The organism is Achromobacter animicus (assembly GCF_040775605.1).
Taxonomy (GTDB): Bacteria; Pseudomonadota; Gammaproteobacteria; order Burkholderiales; family Burkholderiaceae_B; genus Achromobacter; species Achromobacter animicus.
In genome coordinates this window covers 5610697-5635459 of the sequence record NZ_JAYGJK010000001.1, presented here as the reverse complement: position 1 = coordinate 5635459, position 24763 = coordinate 5610697, and the positions used below count along the sequence as shown (strand labels likewise).

Genomic DNA, 24763 nt, shown 5'->3' with positions numbered 1-24763 from the left:
CACCGTCCTTTACGCGAAGGTCTGCTCCATCTCGCGCCGGAACTGCACCGCCGTCGAGCGTTCGTCGTATTCCACATCGCGCCAGCGGATCGCCTGCGACTGGCGCACGGGATTCTTCAGCTTGACCTTGTTCGACAGCCCCAGCGGCAGATAGCCTTCCTCGACCGAATCGGGGGCCGGCATCAGGCGCCCGTACACCGTATAGCCGCCTTCGCCGTCCAGGATCTGGCCGGCTTGCAGGTCGCGCTTGGCCGTCGCCACGACGTCACCATGCCAGCCGGCCGGCGCACCCGTCGGCTCGCGCCGCAGGCCTACGCTGGCCACGCTGATGCCCAACTCCAGCCCGATCAGGTGGTACGGCTTGTACATGGCGGTGAAATTGCCGCTCGGATCGGTGACCAGGCCGTATTCCTGGAAGCAGCGCCGCACGTAGTCGCTGTCGGCCGCCAGCGTGACATAGACGCCCCAGCGCAGGTCCCGGAACACCGGCCGGCCGTCGCGTTCCAGCGACGAAATCACCTCGACCTGGCCGCGATGATGCAGCATGCCGCCATCTTCGCGGGGACGCAGCACGCGCGCCAGGTCGTCCACGCCGCACGGCGGAAAGTGCAGGCCGGACGGCGAGGGCAGCAGGCCCGTGGCATTGGAGACGGCCGCCATCTCGATGGCGCTCTTGGTGCCATCCAGAAAGCTGTTGAACATCTGCGCGTTGAAGTCGCCCGCCGCCACCATTTCCGCCGTGAAGCCGTAATAGGGCCAGACGGTATCGGGCGTGGACGTATGGAATTCCGGCAGGTACTTGGTGCCCTTGCCGGCGGCCATGACTTCAAAGCCGCTGGCGCGCGCCCAGTCCACCATTTCGCAGATCAGCGCAGGCTGGTCGCCGTAGGCCAGCGAATAGACGATGCCCGCCTCGCGGGCGCGGCGCGCCAGCAGCGGGCCGGCCAGCGCGTCGGCTTCGACATTGACCATGATGATGTGCTTGCCGTATTCGCAGCAGGTCAGCACATGCGTGATGCCGGCCGCGGCCTGGCCGGTCGCGTCGATGACGATGTCTACGTCGGGACTGGCGATGACGGTGCGCGCATCGTCGCAGAAATAGACCTTGCCGTTCTTGTACGCGTCATTGATGCTGCTGGCGTTGAGCGCGCCTGCGGGCCAGCCGACCCGGGTCAGCGCGGCGCGAGCCCGGTCCGGCACCAGGTCCGCGACGGCGACCAGCCGCATCCCCGGCGTGCGCGGGGCCTGACTCATGAACATGGCGCCGAACTTTCCGGCGCCCAACAATGCGACGCGCAGCGGCTTGTGGTCGGCTTCTCGCTGCTTGAGCAGACGGTACAGATTCATGGCGCGGGCTCCTCCTGGGTGGGGCGTACGACTCCACAGGATAGTCCCAAACGATGACGCCTGAACAGGACTCAGGCATCTGCCGTATAGAGCTCGCCGGCCAGCACGTTGCGCCAGTTCTGCCAGGTGATGCGCGGGCGGTCCGTCACCTCGCGGTTGTAGGGCGCGTCAAACAGGATGTGCTTCCAGCGCGGTCGCACGGCGCCTTCGATATGCGGCTTGTCGTCGATGAGCAGATGGCCCTGCACCAGCGTCTTGTCCTTGGTCAGGATCAGCCGGTTGGTGGCTTCGCGGCCCAGATTCTTTTCCACCCACAGGTATTTTTCGGCGACGCAGTTTTCAAACTGCGACAGCGGCGACGAGCAGATCCGCACATCCATGCCAAGCGCCAGCAGTTCCTTGACGGCGTCCAGCGCGCCGGGCACGGGCGGCAGATTGCGGATGAAACCCGGCGCGGTGTAGATCGCCTCGGCCATGCCGCGTAGTTCGGGGCCGTAATCCTCGCGGATGTAGAAGGACTTGCGGTCCTCGAACGCGATGGGCGCGATGTCCGGGTGGCGTTCGCGCCAGGCGTCGATGAAGGCGTGTTCGAAATCGGCCAGCACGCCGTCTTGATCCAGCAGGATGATCATGGGGGTCCCAAACGTTGGCAACCGTAGGATTGTGCCCTAGCCGACCAGCGGCCGGGATTGCGCCACGATGCGGTAACGGCTGCCGCCGGTCAGCGATTCGGACGCGACCAGCACCATGCGGTCGTAATGCCAGTCCAGCGGCGCGGGCGCGTCGGCGGGCGGCGCGGCGTGCGTGATGTTGCGCAGCAATGTGACGTGCGGGCGGAACGGCTGGGTAGGCGGGGTCAGTCCATAGCCGGACAGCCACTGCCAGAGATCGTCGTGGGCCTGCTGCAGCCCCGGGGGCGTCTCGGCGGGACCCGCCCAGAGAATGCGCTGGCGGTGGAAGACCCCGTAGCGGTCCAGCCGCACATCGCCCGGCGTCAGGCGGCGTTCGGGCGTGGCGCCCGCCAGCTCGTCGGCCAGGGCGCTGTCGACGGGCCCCAGGAAGGCGAGCGTCAGATGCAGCGTCTCGGTGCGCATGGCGCGTCCGCCCATGGCCGGCTTTGCGGCTTCCGCCCAGCCGGCCAGCGACGCCGCCAGCGGGGGAGACGGCCACAGCGCGTAGAAGAGGCGGATGGTGGACATGCGCTGATTGTAGGTCGCGTCTGCGAGGGGCGGGCCCACCGTTTTCCTTCAGCCGTAATGCTCGTCGTCCAGCAGCATGTCCTCGAAGAACGCGCCGAACCGGCGTTGGGGATCCAGTAGGTGGATCTCCAGGATCCAGCGCATGTCCGACGGCGCGATGTCCAGATCGGCAAGCGACCCGGTGTGAATGGCCGCGTGGGGAAAGTCGGAAATCCGGTGGCCGGGCAGCTCGAAGTTCAGCGCCCAACCCATGGCGCGCGCCTGGCGGTCGGCGTGGGCATAGAGCGCATGGCCGGTCAGGCGTTCGCGCAACCATCGGTCACGCACGTCGTGGAAGAGGATTTCGGCATCGCGCGCGCAGCGCGCCTGCTCGGCGTTGCCACCCAATACGAATGACTTGCCGCCGTCGCCTTCCCAGGCGTCGAGGCGGGGTGCGATGTCCAGAAAGAAAATGTCGTCTTCGCCCAGCACCGCGCCCGGCTCGGACGGCTGGCGCATGGACTTGAGCGTGTTGGCGCCAAAGCGCACCCGCGTGGGATGCCAGCTCAGGGCCATGCCGGCGTCGATGAGTGTCTGCTTGGCGAGCCTCACGGCGTCTTCCTCCACCATGCCGGGCTGGATGCGGGCGGCGATGTCGGCAATGGCCTGGCGCGTCTTGTTGCGCGCCCGCAGCATGCCGTCCACGGAGAAGGCGGGGCCAACACGTTCGCTGGCGGGGGAAGGAGGCATCGTCATGGCGGAATTCCTTTGTGGCTGGGCGCAGCGGCATGCCGCGCCGGACAGGTGCCAGTCTGGGCAGAAGGGGGCAGGCCCGCGAGCGCCCGGCGGGACGGAATCGTGCCAGGCTGGCGCGTGGACGGGCCAGCGACGCAGGCAAGGACGGATTCGGGCCGCCATGGCGCGTTTCAAGGCCAAGGATTCGCGTGGGCCGCCGCACATGGTTGGCGCTGGGCTAACGTAGCGGTTTTCCTTTGTACGCCCGTCACCCGCCATGAAAACCGTCGCCCTTGTCGTGTTCCCCGGGGTGCAGGCCCTGGACGTCAGCGGCCCCATGGATGTGTTCGCGGAAGCGAACCGCTTTCTGGCGCCGGCCCGGCAATACCGGCTGGAGATCATCGGCCTCACGCGTGGCGCGGTACCGTGCTCCAACGGGATGACGATCCTGCCGCAGCGGCATTACGCCGAGGTGTCTGACACCCCAGACCTGTTGCTGGTCGCGGGAGGCCCGAACCTGCCGGCTGCGCGCGAGCCCGACGAGGCGCTGGTCTGGCTGCGGGCGGCCTGCCGGCGCGCGCCGCGGTACGGGTCGATCTGCAACGGCGCCTTCTTGCTGGCACGCGCGGGACTGCCCGATGGCGCGGTCGTCACCACGCACTGGAACGATGCGCAGGCGTTGGCCGCGCAGTATCCGGCGTTACGGGTCGAGGTGGACAGGTTGTATGTGCAGGACGGCCGCCTGCATACGTCGGCGGGTGTCACGGCAGGCATCGATCTGTCGCTGTATCTGCTGGCGCAGGATCACGGCGCAGAGGTCGCGCTGAACGTGGCCAAGCGGCTCGTGGTGTTCACGCAGCGCGCTGGCGGGCAATCGCAGTTCAGTCCGTTTCTGACCCCGTTCGTCGAGGAAACCTCGGTGGTCGCGCAGGTGCAGCAGCATGTGCTGACCAACCTGTCCGGCGACTTGGGCCTGGCAGAGCTGGCCGCCGTGGCCCGGATGAGCCGCCGCAATTTTTCACGGGTGTTCCGGCGGGATGCGGGCGTGACGCCGGCGGAATTCGTGGAAAGCGCGCGGGTGGACGCGGCGCGGGCGCGCCTGGAGCGCGACGGCGCGCCGCTCAAGACGGTCGCGTATGAATGCGGCTTTCGCGATGCGCGCCACTTACGCGAGGCATTCACCCGGCGTTTGGGCGTGTCGCCCAGCCAATACCGGACCAGTTTCAGCCTGGGGCAGGGCGGCCCGGCGCTTGCTGATTAGCGCGTGGGACGGCAGGATGCTTGCCGTTCAGGGGTAGGGATCGCGCCGCTCGCCGTTCAAGGCTTGGTGCGGCGAGTCACACCCGTGTCAAAGCGTTCAACGCCCGGCCGGGCAGGGCGATCGAAGCGTTCCACGCCGGGGCGCGCGGCGGGGCGGTCGAACCGTTCGACGCCCGGGCGGTTCAGCCGCTCGACGCCGGGGCGATCCAGCCGTTCCACGCCAGGACGATCAAACCGTTCCACGCCCGGACGATCAAACCGCTCGACGCCGGGCCGTGCAAAGCGCTCGACCCGTTGCGGCGTGGCCGTCTTGGCGGCCGCGCTTTGCGCCGCCTCTTGTTCGCGCTTGGCGATGATCTCTTCGGCGCGCTGGTGGTGCGGCGCCATCTTGCGCACCATCACCCGGCCGTCGCGCGGGAAGTAATTGATGCGGCGCGCGTGCACGTCGCCCAGATCCTGCGCCTTGACGGGGATGCCTTCGGTCTTGAGGTAGTTCAGGACGAACTCGCCGTTGCGCTCGCCGATGTTCATCTGCTGCATGGCCGCCAGCACCGCGCCGCCGCCGAACACCTTGGCTTCCAGGCGGTCGCGCGAGGCGCCGGCCTTGAGCAGTTCGTTGATCAGCACTTCCATTGCAAAGGCGCCGTAGCGCATGGTGGCCGACGCGGGCGACTGCATGTCGCCCTCGGGCAGCATGAAGTGGTTCATGCCGCCCACGCCCGTGACCGGGTCGTGGATGCAAGCCGCCACGCAGGATCCCAGCACGGTCGAGATCATCATGTTCTCGTTGGTGACGTAGTACTCGTTCGGGAGCACTTTCACTGCCGGAGATTGGAACGCGCTGTCGTAGTAGTGACGCGTCGCGCGGGCTTCAAGAGCGGCCATTGGACTGATATCTGGGCAAAAACGGCGATTGAGACACTAGAAATACGGGAAAAAGCGACAATTGTGACAAAACATGTAAAAAAATGTCGCTTTATTCTTGCATATCCCGGCAGTCAATGGGAGAAAACTGTGTAAACACGACCAAAGCGTCGTTTATTGGAACTTCCTCCTGACGCCCGCATGCAAAAAGCCTGTGCGGATGGCAGGCAACCATCCTACACAGGCAAGTTCGGGGTCTTTCCCCGGATCACGGGGATGAAGGGGGTTCAAACGGAGGTTTAGACCCGCTGGGCGGAACGATAGGGCGGCGATAGAACCCCGAGCCGGACCGGCCTTCCAGGCCGGTCCGGCAGATCTGCCGGTCTAGAACCGCGTGCTGCGCGTGACCGACCAGCGCGCGGACAGCGCGCCGAGCGCTGCGGACGCCACCACCGCACCGATCAGGACGGGGGCGCCGGGCAGGTGCAGGGCGAATTCGGCCCCATAACTGCGGGCCAGCCCCAGCAGGGCTTCGTTCAGCGGAGACAGCGCAACGGACGCCACGCCAATCGCCAGCAGCGAAGCCAACGCGCCGGACAACGCGCCCAGGTACAGGAACGGCCGGCGCACGAACGATTCGGTGGCGCCGACCAGCCGCGCCACGCCGATTTCCTCGCGTTGCGACAGCGCCTGCATGCGTACGGTGTTGAAGACAGTGGCCAGCACCACGACCGCCACGCACGCGGCCAGGAACCCCAGGCCGATCCGGGCAAACCGCAGAATGGCTTCTAGCCGCTGGACCCACGCGCTGTCCAGTTGCACCAGATCCACGTGGTTCCATTGCTTCCAGGCCGAGGCCAGCGTGTCGGCGCGTCCGGCCAGGTTGTCGCCGTCGGCCAGTGTGACGACGACCGCGTCGGGCAGCGGGTTGCCCGGCAGCACGGCCAGCGCTTCCTGCCAGGCGGGGTTGGCGCGCAGGTCCGCCAGGGCGCTTTCGCGGCCCACGACGCGCACCGCGCGCACCTCTTGCGGATAGTCGGCTTGAATGCGCTTGGCGACGTCGGCCGCGGCGCCCGCAGGCGCGTCCACGCGCATGAAGACGGTGACCTCCGGCGTGACGGACATTTCCCGCGCCACCGGTTGCACCGAGACCAGGATCGCGCTGCCCAGCAGCGGCAGCGCCAGCGCCAACGCCATGACCAGCAGGTTGGCGAGCGATGAGAAGGGTTGCTTGATCAGCCGGCGCAGGGTGACGAGAAGCGCGTAGCGGTGTTGCCGCAGCCAGGCGTTCATGCAGACTCTCCCGGATGGCCGAGGCCCGGCTCGGTGCGGCCGGGGCGGACGGGCGCCGCCGTTGCGCCATGCGCGCCATGGGTGGCCGCGCCGTCCGGAGGCGTCGCGGGGCCGTGGGAGTCGGCGAACTTGCCCGGCTCGATCCGCAGCGTGCGGGTGGCGTAGCGCGCCATGAGTTCCTGGTCGTGCGAGGCGATCAGCGTGGTGACGCCGACGCGGTTGAAGTCGCGGAACACGTTCATGATGCGTTGCGCGTTGTCGTGGTCGAGGTTGGCGGTGGGTTCGTCCGCGATCAGGATCGCGGGCCGGTTGACGATGGCGCGGGCGATCGCCAGGCGCTGTTGTTCGCCGCCCGAGAGCTCGATGGGATTGAGGTCTTCCTTGCCCGACAGCCCCACCTTGTCCAGGGCGGCACGGGCACGCGACGCGGCGGAATCCCAGGGGTGTCCCTGGACGGCCAGCGGCAGCATCACGTTTTCGAACGCGCTTCGGTCGAACAGCAGGTGCGTGTCCTGCAGGATGACGCCCACCGCGCGGCGCAGATAGGGCCGGGCGCGCGCGGGCAGCTTGTCCAGACGCTGGCCGTTTACCTGGATCGAACCGCGGCTGGCGGGTTCAAGTCCGCCGATCAGCTTGAGCAGGGTGGACTTGCCGGCGCCGGACGGCCCCGATACGAAAACGAATTCTCCCGCGCTCACGCGGAAGTTGATGTCGGCCAGGATATTGCGGCCGCGACCATATGATTTGAATACGTGCTGGAATTCGATCATGGCGGCTGTCAGATGAAGCCGCCATAGTAACTCGGGGACAGTAAGGTGGCCTACATCTCTTGGCGTGGCCGGCGCAGGTCCGCTTCATTCCACCGGCTGAAACATCGGTGCGCAAAGCTGAAAGCGCGTCCCTGTTTTTCGTCAAAAACAGCGTTTCATTTCATCCAGTGTCCCTATATTTCAAGGGAATTCCCGGATGCGCCGCGTGCTTTGCGGACGCTACCATCCGCCCCATGCGTGGGTCCAACCCGGCCCTAGCTTTGGATTCCGCTTCATCCCACACGGAGATCACGATGAAAGTACTGAAACTCGCTGCCATTGGCGCTGCCCTGTTTGCTGCATCCTCGGCTGCCAACGCTGGCGCAACCTTCGATAACGTCAAAAAGAAAGGGTTTGTCCAGTGTGGGGTTTCGACGGGCATTCCGGGTTTCTCCATCGCCGACAGCAAGGGCGAATACAAGGGCATCGACGTGGACATGTGCCGCGCCATCGCCGCGACGATGTTTGGCGATGCCAGCAAGGTCAAGTTCACGCCGCTGAACACCCAGCAACGCTTCACCGCGCTGCAGTCCGGTGAAATCGACGTGCTGACCCGCAACACCACCGTCACGCTGACGCGCGACACGACGCTCGGTCTGATCGGCGTGGGCGTGAACTACTACGACAGCCAGGGCGTCATGGTCTCCAAGGACCTGAACGTCAAGAGCGCAAAGGAACTGAACGGCGCCACCATCTGCGTGCAGCCGGGCACCACCACCGAGCTGAACCTCGCTGACTGGTTCCGCAGCCAGAAGATCGAATTCAAGCCGGTCGTGATCGACAAGTACGACGAAATCATCCGCGCCTTCTCGGCCGGCCGTTGCGATGCCTTCACGACCGACAAGTCGCAGCTCGCCTCGACCCGCACCACGCTCGAGAACCCGGACAAGTTCGTCATCCTGCCGGAAGACTTCTCCAAGGAGCCGCTGGGCCCCATGGTCCGCCAGGGCGACGAGCAGTGGTTCAACATCGTGCGCTGGTCGCTGAACGCGATGCTGGAGGCCGAGGAATACGGCATCACCAAGGCCAACGTCGATGAAATGACCAAGAGCCCCAACCCCAACATCCAGCGCATCCTGGGCGTGACCCCGGGCATGGGCAAGAACCTGGGCGTGGACGACAAGTGGGCCTACAACATCATCAAGAGCGTGGGCAACTACGGTGAAAGCTTCGAATCCACGCTGGGCAAGAACAGCGCGATGAAGCTGGAGCGCGGTTTGAACGCTTCGTACAAGCAAGGTGGCTTGATGTACGGCTGGCCGGTGCGCTAACGCGCGGCTGCCTGGCATGGCGGAGCACGGCTCTCCGTCATGCCTAGGGCCTGTCTGCACAGGACGTGTATTCTGGACAGGCCCTAACCCGCCTTCGGGCGGGCGGCAGAAGTGGGTGGCGCGGCTTTTCCGGCATGCCACCCGGTGTCCGACTTCTGTAGATTCATCATGATGACTCCCAACAAAAACGCCCCGATTTCGGCACCCCCTCGGCGTCTGAACTGGAACGATCCCGGCGTACGCTCCGTGGTCTACCAGGTGATTGCGCTGACCGCGGTAGCCTGGGCCGTGTGGTTCCTGGTTTCAAACACGCTCCACAACCTGTCCGTGCGCAACATTGCCACGGGCTTCGGCTTCCTGAACCGCGAGGCCGGATTCGCCATCGGCGAAACCGCTGTCGCCTATTCCCCCTCAGACACTTACGGCCGCGCCATCGTGGTCGGCCTGCTCAACACGCTGCGCGTCGCCGTCCTCGGCATCGTGCTGGCGACTATTCTCGGCACGCTCATCGGCATCGGCCGCCTGTCCAAGAACTGGCTCGTGGCCAAGATCACCTCTGTGTATGTCGAGGTGATGCGCAACGTGCCGCTGCTGCTGCAGCTGTTCTTCTGGTATGCGCTGATCACCGAGAACATGCCGGGTCCGCGCCAGGCGCACAATCCGCTGCCGGGCGTGTTCATTTCCAACCGCGGCCTCAAGGTCCCGGCGCTGGAAGGCAACTCGTTCGACTGGATGCTCGGCGGACTGGGACTGGCGATCCTCGCGATCATCATCCTGGGCCACTACGGCAAGAAGCGCCACGAGGCCACCGGCCACATGTTCCCGCTGGGCCGCTGGGCCATTGGCCTTCTGATCGGTCTGCCGTTCATCGGCTGGCTGGTCAGCGGCGCGTCGCTGACGCTGAACATGCCGGAGCTCAAGGGCTTCAACTTCTCGGGCGGTCTCACGCTGTCTCCGGAATTCGCCGCGCTGCTGGCTGGTCTGGTGATCTACACGTCGGCGTTCATCGCCGAGGTGGTGCGCTCCGGCATCCAGGCGGTCAGCAACGGCCAATGGGAAGCCGCCGGCTCGCTGGGCCTGCCGCGCGCCAAGGTGCTGCGCCTGGTGATCCTGCCGCAGGCGCTGCGCGTGATCATCCCCCCGATGACCAGCCAGTACCTGAACCTGACGAAGAACAGCTCGCTGGCAGTCGCCATCGGCTACCCCGACATCGTGTCGGTGGTGAACACGACGTTGAACCAGACGGGCCAGGCCATCGAGGGCATTCTCATCATCATGGGCGCGTACCTCACGGTCAGCCTGTCGATCTCGATCTTCATGAACTGGTACAACAAGCGCATCGCGCTGGTGGAGCGTTGATATGAGCAGCACTACGCATACCCCCAGCGAAGCCCTGCCGCCGCCCAGCAATCAAACGGGACCGTGGGCGTGGCTCCGGACGCGCCTCTTCTCATCGCCGCTGAACATCCTCATCACGGTGCTGCTGGCGTGGTTCCTGTTGATGTCCATCCCGGCGCTGGTCGAATGGGCCTTCATCAAGGCCAGCTTCGACGCGGCCAATGCCCAGGAGTGCCGCGCAGCCGGCGGCGCCTGCTGGGCGTTCATCATTGAAAAACACCGGCTGATCCTGTTCGGCACCTATCCCTACGATGAGCAATGGCGGCCGTTGATCGCCGCCATCATCCTGGTGGCGGTGATCGTCTGCAGCGGCATCCGCCGCTTCTGGAACTGGAAGCTGGCCGTCATCTGGACCGTGGGCCTGACGGCCGTGGCGCTCCTGATGTGGGGCGGCGTGTTTGGCCTGACCTACGTGGAAAACGCGCGTTGGGGCGGCCTGCCGCTGACGCTCATCCTGTCCACGTTCGGCATCGCCTTCGCGTTCCCGATCGGCGTGCTGCTGGCCCTGGGCCGGCGCTCGAAGATGCCGGCCATCAAGGCGTTGTGCGTCGTGTACATCGAGCTGATCCGCGGCGTGCCGCTCATCAGCCTGCTGTTCATGTCGTCGGTCATGCTGCCGCTGTTCCTGCCGGAAGGCTTTTCGATCGACAAGCTCCTGCGCGCCCAAATCGCCATCATCATGTTCGCCGCGGCTTATATCGCGGAAACGGTGCGCGGCGGCCTGCAGGCCATTCCGAAGGGGCAGTACGAAGGCGCGGATTCGCTGGGCCTGAACTACTGGCAGCAGATGCGCAAGATCATCCTGCCGCAGGCGCTCAAGATCGTGATTCCGCCGCTGGTCAGCATTTTCATTGCGCTGTTCAAGGACACGTCGCTGGTGGTGATCATCGGCATTTTCGACCTGACGCTGGCGGCCAAGGCAGCCTTGTCCGACGCGGCATGGCGCGGATTCGGGGTGGAGGCGTACCTGTTCATTTCGCTGATCTACTTCGTCTTCTGCTTCTCCATGTCCAAATACAGCCAGGCGCTGGAAAAACGCCTGGCCACGGGTCACGCACGCTAGCAATTTGCCGCGCGTCCGCTGCAAGGCGGGCGCGCAAAGCGATACTTACGGGAGTACAGGCATGTCGGATGCCATTATTCGTTTGCAGGACGTGAACAAGTGGTACGGCCAGTTCCACGTGTTGCGCAACATCAACCTGGACGTCGCGCCAGGCGAGCGCATCGTGGTGTGCGGACCTTCGGGTTCGGGCAAGTCCACGATGATCCGCTGCATCAACCGCCTTGAAGAGCACCAGAAGGGCCACATCATCGTGGACGGCACGGAGCTCACCAATGACCTGAAGCACATCGAGACGATCCGCAAGGACGTGGGCATGGTGTTCCAGCACTTCAACCTTTTCCCGCACCTGACGGTGCTGGAAAACCTGACGCTGGGACCCATGTGGGTGCTGAAGAAGCCGCGTGCGGAAGCCGAGGCCACCGCAATGAAGTACCTTGAGCGGGTGCGCATTCCGGAACAGGCCAAGAAGTTTCCGGGCCAGTTGTCGGGCGGCCAGCAGCAGCGTGTGGCGATCGCGCGGTCGCTGTGCATGAACCCCAAGATCATGCTGTTCGATGAGCCGACGTCGGCGCTGGATCCGGAAATGGTGAAGGAAGTGCTGGACGTGATGGTCAGCCTGGCCCAGGAAAGCGGCATGACGATGATCTGCGTGACCCACGAAATGGGTTTCGCGCGCAAGGTCGCCAACCGTGTGATCTTCATGGACCGCGGCGAGATCATCGAACAGAACAACCCGGACGAGTTCTTCGACAACCCGCAGAACGAACGGACCAAGCTCTTCCTGAGCCAGATCCTGCACTGATCCGCCAAACCGCCTTCGGGCGGTTTTTCATTGGTGCGGGCTGCCAATCCCGGGAATTCCGGGCGTTCTTGCCGGTAGCCCTTTGTTACCTCCGTCACGCCGGTGGGGTATGCTACTGACCGCCATTGATCCGGAGTGAGGAGAACACACCATGTCGAATACCCCCCGCAGCGCCGTGCGCCGCGCCCTGTTGCAAGGCGCCGTGGCGCTGGCCGCGACCCTGCCTTTCAGCGCCCCGGCGTTGGCTCAGGCCGCCGATTTCCCGACGAAGCCGATCCGCTTCGTCGTGCCTTACCCGCCCGGTGGCCCGCTGGACACGATGGCGCGCATGCTGGCCGAGAAGGTGCGCGGCTCGCTGGGTCAGCCGGTGATCGTGGAAAACCGTTCGGGCGCGGGCGGCAACATCGGCGCGGACCTGGTGGCGAAAGCGCAGCCTGACGGCTACACGCTGGTGATGGGCGCGGTGGCCACGCACGCGATCAATCCGTGGCTGTTCGCCAACCTGCCCTACGACCCGGTCAAGGATTTCGCGCCGGTGACGATCGTGGCGGCGGTGCCGAACGTGCTGGTGATGAATGTGGAGTTCGCCGAAAAGAACAAGATCGAGAAGCTGGCGGACCTGATCGATTACGCAAAGAAGAACCCGGGCAAGCTGAACTACGGTTCGGGCGGCAACGGCAGCGCGGGCCATCTGTCGGGCGAGCTGCTGAAGGCGCGCGCGGGCATCAACGTCGAGCACATCCCCTATCAGGGCGCGGCGCCGGCGCAACTGGCGCTGCTGTCCGGCCAGTCGGATTTCATGTTCGACAACCTGGCGGCGTCGGCGCCGCTGATCAAGGACGGCAAGGTCAAGGCGCTGGCCGTGACGACGGCGCAGCGTTCGTCGTTGCTGGCTGACGTGCCGACGGTTGAAGAATCGGGCGTGAAGGGCTTTGACCTGGGCACGTGGTTTGGCGTGTTCACGACGGGCGGCACGCCGGCGCCGGTGGTGGCCAAGCTGAACAAGGCGTATGCCGACGCGATGGCGCAGCCCGATGTGAAGCAGCGTCTGCTGACGATGGGTTCCGAGGCGGGCTCGATGACGCCTGAGGCGTTTGCCGCGTTTGTGAAGGCCGAGATGGCGAAGTATCAGGAGATCGTGAAGATCTCGGGCGCCAGCCTGAATTGATGGCGCTGGCAACGGGCTTCTTTAATCGGATGCCTGTTGCGATGCAGTTTCAACGCCCGCCTGGATGCTTTCCTGGCGGGCGTTTTGCTTTCTGTTGATGCCGGCCGCCGCGCATGCCTACCAGCCCATCGCGTAGGCCGGCCGGCGCGGGTCCGCGCCGCCCCAGCGCACGCCGCTATCCAGATCGTGCCGGACCATGCAGACGGCGCCGGCCCGCCAGCTATGGCCGTTCCACCATTTCACGGTATGGCCCATTTCTGCAAGCGCGTCGCCCGCGCTGCGTGGGATCAGGTCTTCGATCATCAGCCGGCCCGGCATGGCGTTGTGCGGCTCGAACGACGACGGGAAGCTGAAGCTGGCAAAGCGCGGCGCCTCGACCGCCTGCTGCACGTCCATGCCGAACACCTCCATGTTCAGGAACGTCTGCAGCATGGCCTGGCACTGCACGTCGCCGCCCGGCGTGCCGAAAGGCATGACGTACTGGCCGGGCCGGATGGCGAGCGAGGGGTTGGGCGTGAGCCGCGGCCTGCGGCCCGGTCCGATGGCGCACGGATGGCCAGCCTCGGCCCAGGATTGGCTGCCGCGTCCCGACGCGCAGATGCCGGTGCCGGGAATGACGGGCACGTTGTAGGAGCCATCGCTGGGCGTGGCCGAAAACGCGTTGCCGTCCTTGTCGACGACCGCCACATAAGACGTATCCAGGCGCGGATCCGTGCGCGCCATGTCATCGGGCCCGGCCTCGCGCAGGTCGACGTCCCGCGCGTGGGGAAGCCGGCCCGCCGGCGGCATGTCGGGGCCCGCCCGATCCAGGGCGATCATGGCGAGCCGCGCGCGCGCATAGTCCTTTGACAGCAGCGCCGCTTGCGGCACCCGCGCATGGCGCGGATCGGCGTAATGCACCTCGCGGTCGGCGAAGGCCAGTTTGATGGCTTCGGTCAGCAGATGCACATAGGGGGCGGAGTTGTGGCCCAGCGCGCGCAAGTCACACGGCTCCAGGATGTTCAGCATCTGCAGCAGCGAAGGGCCCTGGCACCAGAAACCGCAGCTGTGCACCTGCGTGCCGTTGAAGTCGGTGGACAGCGCCGGCTCGACCTCCACAGCAAAGCCTCGCAAGTCCTCGTGGGTGATCAGCCCGCTCTCCTCGCGGTGATACTTGACGATCGCCGCAGCGATGTCGCCTTCGTAGAATGCGCGCCGCGCGGCGGCCAGACCCGCCAGGCGGCTGTTTCCGGAATGCGCGCGCTCTTCGTCCGCCATGTACTGGATGCTGCGCGCCAGGTCGGCCTGGCGGAATAGCGAACCCGCTTCGGGCGGCTTGCCGCCGGGCAGATAAATGGCCGCGCTGGAGGCCCACCGCGCGTAGTTCTTCTGGTTTTCTGCCAGCACTTCGGCCATCAGCGGATACATGACGAAGCCGTCTCGCGCCAGCCGGATGGCGCCGGCCGCGACCTCGCCGAAACGCATGGTGCCGAATCGTTCCAGCGCGGTGATCCACGCGTCGGGCGCCGCCGGGATGACGGTGCGCAGCACGCCCGCCGGGATCGTGCCGCCGTGCTTTTCCAGAAACGTCTCCAGCCGCGCGGCCTGCGGCCAATAGCCAAGCCCGGAAATGCTCCACACCTTGTGCGCCTTGGCCTGATAGACCAGGATAGGCGCGACGCCGCCGAAGTTGACGATGTCGCTCTGGACCACGCCCAATGCAATGCCGGCCGCCACACCCGCGTCGACGGCGTTGCCGCCGGCCTGCAGGATGTCCATGCCGGCCTGCGTGGCCAGATAGTGGCCGGCCGAGATCATGTGATTCAGCCCGGCGAGCGCGGGGCGCATGGAGGTGGGGGCGCTTCCCGCGGTCAGGTCCGGGGCGTAGGGGGAATGGGACATCGAAGACTCCGGTCGGAAGAGGGGGCTTGCGTGCCTGCGCGGGCTCAATCGGTCATTGCGGGGTGATGCCCAGCTTTTGCGTCACGTCCTTCCAGCGCTTGAACTCGGCGTGCAGGAAGCGGCTGAACTCGTCGGGCGAGGTGCCTTGCACGATCACGTCGCGTCCTTCCATGGCGCTGCGCACTTCCGCGCTGGACAAGGCGGACTTCGTGGCCTTGTACAGGCCGTCGACGATCTCCGGCGGCGTGCCCTTGGGCACCAGCAGTCCATACCAGGAACCGCCCACCAGATTCGGATAGCCGCTTTCCTTGGCGGTGGGAATCTCGGGCGCCCGGTTCAGGCGCTTTTCGCTGAAGATCGCCAGCGCCTTCAGCTTGCCGTTGCGGATGAAGGTCAGCGTGGTGCCCGGCGTGTCCAGCGTGTATTGCACCTGGCCGGCGATGACGTCGTTCAACAGCGCGGCGCTGCCGCGGTAGGGGACATGCGTGGTCTTGATCCCGGCATCCATGTTCAGTTGCTCGGAGAAAAAGAAATTGGCGGTCATGATGCCCGGCGACGCGTAGTTGATCTCGCCGGGACGGCTGCGCGCGTACTCCACCAGTTCAGGCAGCGTGTTGGGCGGAAAGGCCGGATTCGCGACCAGGATGAAGGGACCGCCGCCGACCAGAGTGACCGGGATCAGGTCGTTCATCGGATCGTATTGCAGGTCCTTGACCGTGAGCGGCGCCCCGGTCAGCGGCGACGCCGTGGCGAACAGCACGGTGTAGCCGTCAGGCTCGGCCCGCACGACCTGCTGGGTGGCGATGGTGCCGCTGGCCCCCGCGCGGTTCTCGACCACGACGGGTTGCTTGATCTCCTGACTGAGTTGCTGTGCCAGCATGCGCGCCACCGTGTCCGTGCCGCCGCCCGGCGGGTAGCCGACGATCATGCGTATCGGCTTGGCGGGCCACGCCTGGGCCGACGCCGCAAAGGGCAGTACGGCGGCCAACAGGCCTGCAAGGCCGCACAAGGCAGCGAGGGCGCGGCGGCGCGCGGGACGTGTGGCGAGTGCTCGAATGATCATGGATGACTCCTGGATGCTTCTTGCTGGCCGGTGCCCTTGCAGATCCCGGCCGTTGTCGGATCCCGCGCCGCCTTGATGCGTGAGGCCCGGCTGCGGCGGCGCAGCCGGAACGGGCCGGCCTATTTGTTCGCGGCCAGCCCCAGCTTGCGGACGATCTCCGCTTCCAGCGCGTACTGTTGCGCCGCATAGTCGGCGTAGTCCTTGCCGTTCATGTAGACCAGTTCCTGGCCGTATTGCGTCAGGATCTGCTTGAAGGCCTCGGATTCGGCCACCTGCTTGAAGACGGCATGCAGCTTGGCGACAACGGCGGGCGGCATGTCCTTGGGACCGGCAATGCCGAACGGCGCGTTGGCGGGCGGCGTGCCGTCAAGTTCGTGCAGCGTGGGCGTGTCCGGATACTGCGCGCTGCGATGTTCGCCCCAGGTCACCAGCATGCGCATCTTTCCCGATTGCACCTGCGGCTGCACGGTCGTCGAGCCGGCGTATGCCGTCACCTGTCCGCCCATCACCGCCGTCAGCACTTCGGATTCGCCTTTGTACGGGATGTGGCGCCAGGTCACACCGTTGCGTGCGGCGATGTCTTCCATCATCACGTTGGACGCGCTGCCGACGCTGGCCGTGCCGTAGGTGACCTCATTCGGATGCTGTTTCGCATAGCGGATGAAATCTGCCCACGTCTTGTGCGGCGAGCCCGCGGGCACCGCCACGCCCAGCGTGTAGCCGCTGAGCATCATGACGTAGGTGAAATCGCGTGTCGGGTCGTAGCCCATGTCCTGGATGTGCGGCATGCGATAGACCGGGCTGGGCAGGACGGCCAGCGTGTAGCCATCGGGACGCGCGGTCTTGATGGCGCGTGCGCCCATGGTTGCGCCGGCCCCGCCGCGGTTTTCGATGACGATGGCCTGGCCCAGTTCGGGCGCGGCCAGCTCGGCGAATTTGCGGATCACGGTGTCGGTGGACCCGCCCGCCTGATAGGGCACGATGATGTGAATCGGCTGCGCGGGGAAGGGCGCGGCCGTGGCCAGGGGCGCTGCCAGAACAGCGCCGGCAAGCGCCAGGGCGCGCGGCGCGCGGGCCGCGCAAGCCAGCGCGGCGGTCAGGTTGCGGAGCAGTCGCGGGATCATGATGTTCTCCATTCGAATCAGGCAGTGGCCCAGGCCTGCGCGAACGCGCGTTGGAAGTTGCCGCCGAGTACGCCGGCGATCTGGCTGTCCGTCAGTCCGGCCTCGTGCAGCGCGTGGGTAAATGCGGGAAATTGCGCCGGCGTCGGCGTCTCGACGGGGTAGCGCGCTTCCATCACATCGCCAAAGGCATCCGAAAAGTCGCCGCCCGACTTCGCATATTTGGTGCGCGACATCACCATCACATGGCGCACGGCTTCGTAGGTGTCGACCGACGGAAAATCCGTGCCGATGCCCACGTGTTCATAGCCGACCAGTTCGCCGATGTACTTCACGTTCGCGACGAAGTCCGACAGCAGCGGCTGCTGGCGGGGATCGCCGCGCCAGCTCAGGTAGGCATGGATGCTGCATCCGACCACGCCGCCCGTCGCGGCGACCGCCTTGATGACGTCGTCCGACTTGTTGCGCGGCCGGGTGATCACGGCGTTGGCGTTGGCGTGGGTCAGCAGCACGGGCCTGGTGCTGTGCCGGGCGGCGTCCAGGCAGGTCTGAGGCGCGCAATGGCTGAGATCGATGGCGATGCCCACGCGGTTCATCTCCGCAACCATCTTTACGCCCAGATCGCTCAGGCCGGCGTTGCGCTTTTCCAGGCAACCGTCGCCCAGCAGATTGGCCTCGTTGTAGGTCAGCTGGATGACGCGCATGCCCAATTCATGGAACAGGGCGACGCGGTCGATCTGGTCGCCCAAGGGTTTGCCGTTCTGCCAGCCCATGATGAGCCCCAGCTTGCCGGTCTGCTTGGCGCGCGCAATGTCGTCGGCTGTTTCCACCAGCAGCCAGGACGAGTCCGGCGCAGCGCAGCGTTGGCGCCAGGCCATGCAGTCGCGCAGCGCCTGCTCGAAGTCCGCGCCCATGTCGCTGACGGTGACGTTGATGGCGCTGACGCCGCCGGCCAGCATGTCGCGGGTGCTGCCGTCGCTGAAGAAGACCAGACCGTCGACAACGGTGGTGCGGCGATGCAGGTCGGCGATGTGACTATCCATGGAAGAACTCCCCTTTTGTTGTATGCATGATTTCAATGCGTGCCCGTCAGGTCCCGTAGCGGCCGTAGCGGAACGGGTGCAGGTCGATGGCGGGCGTTTGGCCCTGGATCAACTGCGCCATCAACTCGCCCGCCGCCGGACCGATGCCGAAACCGTGGCCCGAGAAACCGGAAGCAAGGTAGAGCCCGGGCAGGCCGGGCACCGCGTCCATGACAGGCATCGCGTCGGGCGTGACATCGATGTAGCCGGCCCAGGACTGCGCAATGCGTGCTTCGCGGAATGCGGGAAAGGCATGCACCAGCCGGCGCCAGGCTTGCGCCACGCCGCGACTGGACGGCGACGGATCCAGCACGCGATGCCGCTCGAAAGGCGATTCGCGGTCGGCCGGAAAATGGTTCGGGATCTTCAGTTCCTCGAAGAAGCGCTTGCCGAAACGCAGCCGCACGAAGCTGCTGTTGGCCCGCCACGCGCTGAAGAAATGCGGCATGAGGCGGAAGGTGTCGGGCACCACGTCCGCCATCGACGCGCCGAACTGCGACACCGAATAGCCGCCGTCGGCACGTTTGCGGCAGGTGAAGTCCTTGCCGTTGATCGCCGCCTGCGGTCCCGCGTCGAGCGGCGTCGTGCGCAGCACGGATCCACGCACCTTCAACTGCGGGAAGTCGGCGCCCAGATTGCCGCAAAAGAGCCGCGACCAGGCGCCGGCCGCCACCAGCACCGCCTGCGTGGCAACGCGGCCGTGCTCCGTGATCAGGGCGCTGACGCGGCCCGCGCTGCGCTCCACGCCACGCACGGCGCAGTGCTCAACAATGTGTGCGCCCGCGGCGCGCGCCAGCGAGGCGATGCCGCGGGTTGCCAGCTGCGGTTCGGCGACCCCGTCCGTCGGGCTGTACATGGCGCCCGTCCAGGCGCGTCCCGTCGACGGCAGCATGTCCTGCACCGTGCGGCGATCCAGCAGGCGCGCATCCACGCCATGCGCGCGCGCCCCGTCCAGCCACGCCTGATGGCCGGCCGCGTCCATGTCGTTTTCCTGCAGGTAGAAGATGCCGCTGCGGCGGAAACCAACGTCCACCTTTTCCTGGATCTCTGCCCATAGCCGGTTGGCGCGCTGCGCCAGCGGCACTTCCGGCAGATCGCGGCCCAGCGTGCGCACCCAGCCCCAATTGCGCGACGACTGCTCGCAGGCCAGCGTGCCTTTCTCGAACACGGCGACCCGCAGTCCGGCGCGCGCGAGGGAATAGGCGGTGCTGATGCCGATGATGCCGCCACCAACGATGGCGACGTCGACCGAGGCGGGCAGCGCCGTGTCGGACGGGCCAGAAGCTGAAGCGGGCATTTGAGCGGCGGAGGGCGCCGGCGTTTGAGGCGGATGCGGTTGCATGAAGATCCGGATTGATTAAGTATCGCTATTCGATAACAATCTACGTATAACGATAACGGCGAGTATTTTTATACTGCTCGCCGGGTCCGGCTACAACGTAAGGGTTTCCCTAGGGCGCCGGACTTTCCGGCTTTCCGCGGGCAAACTCCGTCCCTGCTACCCAAATCGAATCCGAATGTCTGAACCTTCCGCCTTGTTGATCCAGTCGCTGGAAAAAGGGCTCGCCGTGCTCGAGTCCTTCCGGGGGCACGCCTCTTTGAGCCTTCAGGAGATGGCCCGCGAAAACGGCATCACCATCGGCTCGGCGCAGCGCGTGGCCTACACGCTGGAAAAGACCGGCTACCTGTTCAAGGATCCGCGCACCAAGCGCTACAGCATGACGGTCAAGGCCGTGGGGCTGGGCTACAGCTATCTCTACCGGCAGCCCTTGTTCCAGCATGCGCATGCGGTGCTGCATCAGGTCAACCAGGAGTGCGGCGAGATCGTCAATCTGGCCGTGCCCGACGGCGACAACATGGTGTTCGTCATGCGCGTCGCGCCGGCCAGGCACATTCCCGAGTACCTGCCGGTGGGCACGCAGATTCCCTGCGTGGCGACCGCGTCGGGGCGCGCACTATGGGCGTTGCTGCCGCCGGATGAACTCGATCTCAGGTTGCGCAACGTGACGTGCGCGAAGTACACGCCGCACACCACCACCGACGTCGATCGGCTGCGCGCATTGATCGACGAGGCAAGACGGGATCAGTACGCCTATGCCGACGAAGAGTTCTTTGCGGGGGATTTGAATGTCGCGGCGGTGATTTATGGCGACAACGGCGATCCGCTGGGTGCGGTCAACATATCCGTGCCGAAGCCGCGCTGGTCGCTGGCGCGTGCGCGGGAGGAACTGGGGCCGCTGGTGATCCGGGCAGCCAGGGCGATCAGCAAGCGCAATTGAGGCCGACCGCCCGGGATGCCGGGAATTACCAGCGATACCGCAACGTCGCCATCACCGTGCGCTCCGCGCCCCAGTAGCAGCTCACGGCCGTGCCCAGGCAGTTGGCCACGTAACGCTTGTCGAACAGGTTGGACACGTTCAACGCGACCTGCGCGCCGGCAAGGGCGGGGCTGGCGCGACCCAAGTCGTAGCGGATCGCCGCATCGACCAATGTCACGGCCGGGATGGCGTAGTTGTCGTTCAGATCGCCATAGAAGCCGCCGCGGTACGTCACGCCGGCGCCCAGGCCCACGCCTTGCAACGGGCCGTCGCGCAACGTGTAGTCTGCCCACAGCGCCGCCTGATGGCGCGGCACAAAGTTGAGCTGATTGCCGCGCTGCGCGGGATTGTTGCTCTTGGTGATCTCGCTGTCGCTCAGCGCGTACGACATCGTCAGATCCAACCCGTTGTCGAAGCTGGCCTTGCCCTCCAGCTCCAGCCCCTGCACCTGGACCTGGCCGGTCTGCACGACAAAGCTGGTATTGACCGGGTCCGGCGTGCTGACGTTGTTCTGGTTGATCTGGAACGCCGACAGCGTCACGAAGCTGGCGTAGCCGTTGGGCTGGAACTTGATGCCGGCCTCGTACTGCTCACCAGTCGTCGGCTTGAGCGCCGAGCCGTCGCGCATCACGCCGGTGACGGGCTGGAAGGACGTGGAATAGCTCAGATAGGGCGCCAGACCGTTGTCAAAGCGATACGTGACGCCGAGCCGGCCGGTGAAGCGGTTGGCGTCGGCATCGCGCGAGGTCCATGCCCATTGCCCGGCGCTGCCGCGCGCGCCGGTATCGGTGGTGCCTTCGGTCCAGTCGTAACGGCCCACCAGCGTGAACAACAACCGGTCAAGTTCGATCTGGTCCTGCGCGTACACGCCCAACTGGCTGCGCGTCATGTTGATCTTGGTGGCCGTGGGCGGGCGCGTCACCGGTGTGCCGTAGTCGGGGTTGAACACGTCGAACAGCGGCGACGCCGGCGGCAGCATCAGTCCCAGGCTGCTTTCGTTGTAGCGGGATTTTTCCCGCAGGTAATCCAGGCCGAAGGTGAGGTCGTGGCGTGTGGGGCCGGCCGTGAATTTGGCGTTCACCTGATTGTCGATCTGGAACGCATGCGATGTCTCGGGAAAGGCCCACGCGTACCGGATCGCCTGGGTCTCGGACGCCATCGCGCCGATCTGCACGCGACGGGTGTTGGTGTCCACGTTGGTGTAGCGGGCGCTTTGCCGCACGCTCCAGGTGTCGTTCAGGCGGTGGTCCAGCGTGTAGCCCACCATGGTCTGCTCGTTGGTGAAGATGTCGTAGCCGGGTTCGCCCACGAAGCGGTCGCGCGGAATGTAGCCGGCGCTGCTTTTCTCCAGCGTGCCGATGACCGGCAACACGGGCGCGCCGCCGCCGCCGTGACTGGTGATCTTCTGGTACTGCACGTTCAGATTCAGGCTGGTGTCGGACGACGGGCGCCAGGTGAAGCTGGGCGCGATGAACTGGCGTTCATCGTCGACGTGCTGGTACTGCGTATCGCTATCGCGCAAGGTGCCGGTCAGGCGATACAGAAATTTGCCTTCGTCGTCGGCCGGACCGGAAAAGTCGAAGGAGCCCTGGTACCGGTTGAAGCTGCCCGCCTGCAGGACGACTTCATTGATCGGCTCGGCGGTGGGACGCTTGCTGGTCATGTTCACCAACCCGCCCGGGGCGCTCTGGCCGTAAAGGCCGGACGACGGTCCCTTCAGGATCTCTATCCGTTCCAGGCCATAGGTGTCGATGCGCGGCTGCGCGTAACCCCGCGCGCCGAAGGGCAGAAGCAGGCCGTCCAGATAGCGCGCCGGCGTGAATCCGCGGATGGTCAGCCAGTCATAGCGCACGTCGTTGTCGCCGTACTGGGCGAAGATGCCCGGCGTGTAGCGGACGGCCTGCGCCAGCGAGGTGACGCCGCGCCAGTCCATTTCATTGCGGGTGATGACGTTGATGGTCTGGGGCGTGTCGATCAGGGCCGCGTCCGACTTGGTGCCGGACCGGCTGCGCGTGGCGACGAAGTCGGCGCCGGAGGTCGGCGACGCATCGCTCGATCCCTGCACCACAACCGGCGACAACGTGGAGACATCGGCGGCCGCCGAAGGAGCGGGTTGCGCGCCGACGGACGCGGACGCCGCAAAGGCGGCGAGCAATGCCAACGGCAACGGCTTGACGGAGAAGGACACGGGGTTACCACCTGATCAATTTATAATTAACAAGAATCATTCTTGTGCGACGGCATGATTCCAGAACGCCCGCCGGATGTCTGACGATTTCGCGGCGCCAATTGACGGTTTTGCTGCACTCGGCGCAATTGCGCCTGTTTCCCATGTCCGCTGAGCTCTCGCTTGACCCGTACACCGCTCCCGCCAAGCCTCACGAATGGTGGCGAGGGACACTTCCCACCGTGCCCGCGACGCAAGACTGGGAAAACGTCATCCAGTGCGTGGTGCGCGTCGAGGAAGGCGTCAGTGTGGTGGTGCTGGACGGCTGCCCATCGGCGGCGCTGACAATTCCCGCGCCGGGCGCGCCGGTGTTCGGCATGCAGGTATGGCTGGAGGGCGACGCCGTGCTGGCGTTGGACGGCGGCAAACCGCTGAAGGTGACCGGGGGCGCGGCGCTGCTCTTCAACCACGAACAGCCGTTGGGTTGGACCACGCACCTTTACGCGAATCGGCGCGTCCGGATGCTGGATATCCGATACACGCCTGATGCGCTCGCCCGGGCCGGCGACTCGGCGCCCATCACCCTGCTGACCCAACGGTTTCGCCACGACGTCAGCGTGCCGACCCACGGATCGTTGGTCGCAATGCTGGACGCGCCGGCCAGCCTGCTGACGTTGGCCACCGACATTTCCCGCAACGCGCCGACGGCGCCCGAGGCGCGCCGGATCTGGTACCGCGCCAAGTCGCTCGAGACGCTGGCTGCCTTTGTGGAATTGCTTTCCGTGCCGCAAGTGCTGAAGGGACCCGCCGCGGAGGAGCGCCAGCAGGTGCAGCAAGCTTGCCGCCTGCTGCGGGAACGCTGCTCGGAACAGTGGCCGCCGGGGCGTGTTGCGCGGATGGTGGGCTTGTCCGAAAGGCGGCTTCAGGAATTGATGCGCGAAAACGTCGGCCGTTCGGTGCACGCCTATCTGAGCGACGCGCGGCTGGTTCGCGCCTCGGACCTGCTGCGCAGCGGCATGAGCGTCACGCAGGTGGCGGGCGACTTGGGCTACTCAAGCCTTAGTCATTTCAGCAAGATCTTCAAGGCGCGATACGGCGCATCGCCACGCGCCTGGTAAGGCGCTGGATATGCTCAGCGGCACGTCGATCAATCGATGCGCATCAAACCGCCGGCCCCTTGATCAGCCACTGCAACATCCTCTGCAGCGAATCCCGGTCATACTCCGCATCGGTAAGCCGGTATTGCTCCGGATCACGATTCACCCACGAATCGGTCACCGTCCACGCATCGCCGTCCTGCTCAAGCCGCAGTGCATAAATCCAGTTGCCGGTCCAACTGCGATGCAAACGCAGCCAGCCGTCGTGCAGGTAGATGAACCATTTGTCTTCCATCTCCTTCGGCACGAAGCCATGTTGCAAGCGGGCGTACTCGTCGGCGGTAAAACGCCCCTGAAAATGCAGCGGTTCACGCTGCGCCGGCGCGGGCAGGTGCTTCCAGGAGTCTGGGGTGGCGATGGGCATGTGTGGGCTTCTGTTCTATGCTGGATTTTTCGCATACTACCAAGGCCCCGCCATGCACCTTCAAGCCGCCATTCCAATCCTGCGCATTTTCTCCGTGGAAAAGGCGCGCGACTTTTACCTGGATTTTCTGGGGTTCACCTGGGACTGGGAGCATCGTTTCGAGGCGGGGTTTCCGCTGTATGCGCAGGTGCATCGCGGGGATCTGGTGCTGCATCTGTCCGAGCATCATGGCGACGCGACGCCGGGGTCGGCCGTGTTCGTGCGGATGCAGGGCGTGGATGAATTCCACGCGGAAGTCAGCGCCAGGAAGTATGCCTACATGCGGCCCGGCGTCGAGGAGATGCCATGGGGGCGCGTGATGGCGGTGATCGATCCGTTTGGCAATCGGCTCAGCTTTTGCGAGTCACAGGACTAGCGGCCTG

23 protein-coding genes are annotated in these 24763 nt (G+C 65.6%); 9 read left to right on the top strand and 14 right to left on the bottom strand.

Features of this window, described 5'->3' with window-relative positions; all coding sequences use genetic code 11:
* Positions 1 to 9 precede the first annotated feature (9 nt).
* The 4 genes from AB3147_RS25695 to AB3147_RS25680 all read right to left on the bottom strand — a co-directional run bounded on the left by AB3147_RS25695 (position 10) and on the right by AB3147_RS25680 (position 3281).
* The gene (locus AB3147_RS25695) at positions 10 to 1347 is read right to left on the bottom strand and encodes an NAD(P)H-dependent oxidoreductase (RefSeq protein WP_056559741.1); all 1338 of its coding nucleotides are present in this window, start codon (positions 1345 to 1347) and stop codon (positions 10 to 12) included.
* 71 nt (positions 1348 to 1418) lie between these two features.
* Entirely contained in the window at positions 1419 to 1979 is a 561-nt protein-coding gene (locus tag AB3147_RS25690; protein WP_175122194.1) for a 5'-3'-deoxyribonucleotidase, read from the bottom strand.
* Between the two features lie 36 nt (positions 1980 to 2015).
* Positions 2016 to 2546, bottom strand: coding sequence for an RNA 2',3'-cyclic phosphodiesterase (gene thpR, locus AB3147_RS25685; protein WP_367353341.1), 531 nt, complete (start codon positions 2544 to 2546; stop codon positions 2016 to 2018).
* A gap of 48 nt (positions 2547 to 2594) precedes the next feature.
* Positions 2595 to 3281, bottom strand: a complete 687-nt coding sequence (locus tag AB3147_RS25680; RefSeq protein ID WP_175122196.1) for a M24 family metallopeptidase — start codon at positions 3279 to 3281, stop codon at positions 2595 to 2597.
* Positions 3282 to 3537: 256 nt separating this feature from the next.
* Between AB3147_RS25680 and AB3147_RS25675 the strand changes: the two genes are divergently transcribed.
* Positions 3538 to 4521 carry a GlxA family transcriptional regulator gene (locus AB3147_RS25675; protein WP_175122197.1) on the top strand — a complete coding sequence of 328 codons (984 nt, stop codon included), beginning with the start codon at positions 3538 to 3540 and terminating at the stop codon, positions 4519 to 4521.
* Positions 4522 to 4577: 56 nt separating this feature from the next.
* Here the strand turns inward: AB3147_RS25675 and cheD are convergent, their stop codons facing one another.
* The 3 genes from cheD to AB3147_RS25660 form a co-directional block, all read right to left on the bottom strand.
* Positions 4578 to 5405, bottom strand: a complete 828-nt coding sequence (cheD, locus tag AB3147_RS25670) for a chemoreceptor glutamine deamidase CheD (RefSeq protein ID WP_175139550.1) — start codon at positions 5403 to 5405, stop codon at positions 4578 to 4580.
* Between the two features lie 363 nt (positions 5406 to 5768).
* Positions 5769 to 6677, bottom strand: a complete 909-nt coding sequence (locus AB3147_RS25665; RefSeq protein ID WP_175122199.1) for a cell division protein FtsX — start codon at positions 6675 to 6677, stop codon at positions 5769 to 5771.
* Positions 6674 to 7447, bottom strand: coding sequence for a cell division ATP-binding protein FtsE (locus AB3147_RS25660; RefSeq protein ID WP_175139551.1), 774 nt, complete (start codon positions 7445 to 7447; stop codon positions 6674 to 6676). The genes AB3147_RS25665 and AB3147_RS25660 overlap by 4 nt, the downstream gene beginning before the upstream one ends.
* 293 nt (positions 7448 to 7740) lie before the next feature.
* Here AB3147_RS25660 and AB3147_RS25655 point away from each other — a divergent pair, with 293 nt between their 5' ends.
* From AB3147_RS25655 to AB3147_RS25635, 5 genes are all read left to right on the top strand, one after another.
* Positions 7741 to 8757, top strand: coding sequence for an amino acid ABC transporter substrate-binding protein (locus AB3147_RS25655; protein WP_105240917.1), 1017 nt, complete (start codon positions 7741 to 7743; stop codon positions 8755 to 8757).
* Between the two features lie 168 nt (positions 8758 to 8925).
* Positions 8926 to 10116 (top strand): amino acid ABC transporter permease, encoded by a 1191-nt coding sequence (locus AB3147_RS25650; protein ID WP_175139552.1) that lies wholly within the window; start codon positions 8926 to 8928, stop codon positions 10114 to 10116.
* A 1-nt stretch (position 10117) separates the two neighbouring features.
* Complete coding sequence (locus AB3147_RS25645) at positions 10118 to 11218, top strand: amino acid ABC transporter permease (protein WP_367353340.1); 1101 nt, start codon at positions 10118 to 10120, stop codon at positions 11216 to 11218.
* A 61-nt stretch (positions 11219 to 11279) separates the two neighbouring features.
* Positions 11280 to 12020 carry an amino acid ABC transporter ATP-binding protein gene (locus AB3147_RS25640; RefSeq protein ID WP_056559723.1) on the top strand — a complete coding sequence of 247 codons (741 nt, stop codon included), beginning with the start codon at positions 11280 to 11282 and terminating at the stop codon, positions 12018 to 12020.
* Between the two features lie 151 nt (positions 12021 to 12171).
* Positions 12172 to 13188 (top strand): Bug family tripartite tricarboxylate transporter substrate binding protein, encoded by a 1017-nt coding sequence (locus tag AB3147_RS25635; protein WP_175139554.1) that lies wholly within the window; start codon positions 12172 to 12174, stop codon positions 13186 to 13188.
* Between the two features lie 117 nt (positions 13189 to 13305).
* Here AB3147_RS25635 and AB3147_RS25630 read toward each other — a convergent pair whose 3' ends face one another.
* The 5 genes from AB3147_RS25630 to AB3147_RS25610 all read right to left on the bottom strand — a co-directional run bounded on the left by AB3147_RS25630 (position 13306) and on the right by AB3147_RS25610 (position 19632).
* Positions 13306 to 15069: a gamma-glutamyltransferase family protein gene (locus tag AB3147_RS25630; RefSeq protein ID WP_367353339.1), complete on the bottom strand. Its 1764-nt coding sequence runs from the start codon at positions 15067 to 15069 to the stop codon at positions 13306 to 13308.
* 52 nt (positions 15070 to 15121) lie between these two features.
* Positions 15122 to 16132, bottom strand: coding sequence for a Bug family tripartite tricarboxylate transporter substrate binding protein (locus AB3147_RS25625; protein ID WP_367353338.1), 1011 nt, complete (start codon positions 16130 to 16132; stop codon positions 15122 to 15124).
* Positions 16133 to 16251: 119 nt separating this feature from the next.
* Positions 16252 to 17256 (bottom strand): tripartite tricarboxylate transporter substrate binding protein, encoded by a 1005-nt coding sequence (locus AB3147_RS25620; protein ID WP_367353337.1) that lies wholly within the window; start codon positions 17254 to 17256, stop codon positions 16252 to 16254.
* 17 nt (positions 17257 to 17273) lie between these two features.
* Positions 17274 to 18296 (bottom strand): dipeptidase, encoded by a 1023-nt coding sequence (locus AB3147_RS25615; RefSeq protein WP_239215130.1) that lies wholly within the window; start codon positions 18294 to 18296, stop codon positions 17274 to 17276.
* Between the two features lie 46 nt (positions 18297 to 18342).
* Positions 18343 to 19632 carry an NAD(P)/FAD-dependent oxidoreductase gene (locus AB3147_RS25610; protein ID WP_367353336.1) on the bottom strand — a complete coding sequence of 430 codons (1290 nt, stop codon included), beginning with the start codon at positions 19630 to 19632 and terminating at the stop codon, positions 18343 to 18345.
* 220 nt (positions 19633 to 19852) lie between these two features.
* Here AB3147_RS25610 and AB3147_RS25605 point away from each other — a divergent pair, with 220 nt between their 5' ends.
* Positions 19853 to 20614, top strand: coding sequence for an IclR family transcriptional regulator (locus AB3147_RS25605; protein WP_175139560.1), 762 nt, complete (start codon positions 19853 to 19855; stop codon positions 20612 to 20614).
* Positions 20615 to 20639: 25 nt separating this feature from the next.
* On the opposite strand, the gene AB3147_RS25600 is transcribed toward AB3147_RS25605, so the two are convergent.
* Positions 20640 to 22841, bottom strand: a complete 2202-nt coding sequence (locus AB3147_RS25600; RefSeq protein WP_367353335.1) for a TonB-dependent siderophore receptor — start codon at positions 22839 to 22841, stop codon at positions 20640 to 20642.
* 143 nt (positions 22842 to 22984) lie between these two features.
* On the opposite strand from AB3147_RS25600, the gene AB3147_RS25595 reads away from it, so the two are divergent.
* Complete coding sequence (locus tag AB3147_RS25595; RefSeq protein ID WP_218342712.1) at positions 22985 to 23938, top strand: helix-turn-helix transcriptional regulator; 954 nt, start codon at positions 22985 to 22987, stop codon at positions 23936 to 23938.
* Between the two features lie 43 nt (positions 23939 to 23981).
* Here the strand turns inward: AB3147_RS25595 and AB3147_RS25590 are convergent, their stop codons facing one another.
* Positions 23982 to 24341: a hypothetical protein gene (locus AB3147_RS25590; protein ID WP_367353334.1), complete on the bottom strand. Its 360-nt coding sequence runs from the start codon at positions 24339 to 24341 to the stop codon at positions 23982 to 23984.
* Positions 24342 to 24393: 52 nt separating this feature from the next.
* Between AB3147_RS25590 and AB3147_RS25585 the strand changes: the two genes are divergently transcribed.
* The gene (locus AB3147_RS25585; RefSeq protein ID WP_367353333.1) at positions 24394 to 24756 is read left to right on the top strand and encodes a glyoxalase superfamily protein; all 363 of its coding nucleotides are present in this window, start codon (positions 24394 to 24396) and stop codon (positions 24754 to 24756) included.
* Positions 24757 to 24763 lie beyond the last annotated feature (7 nt).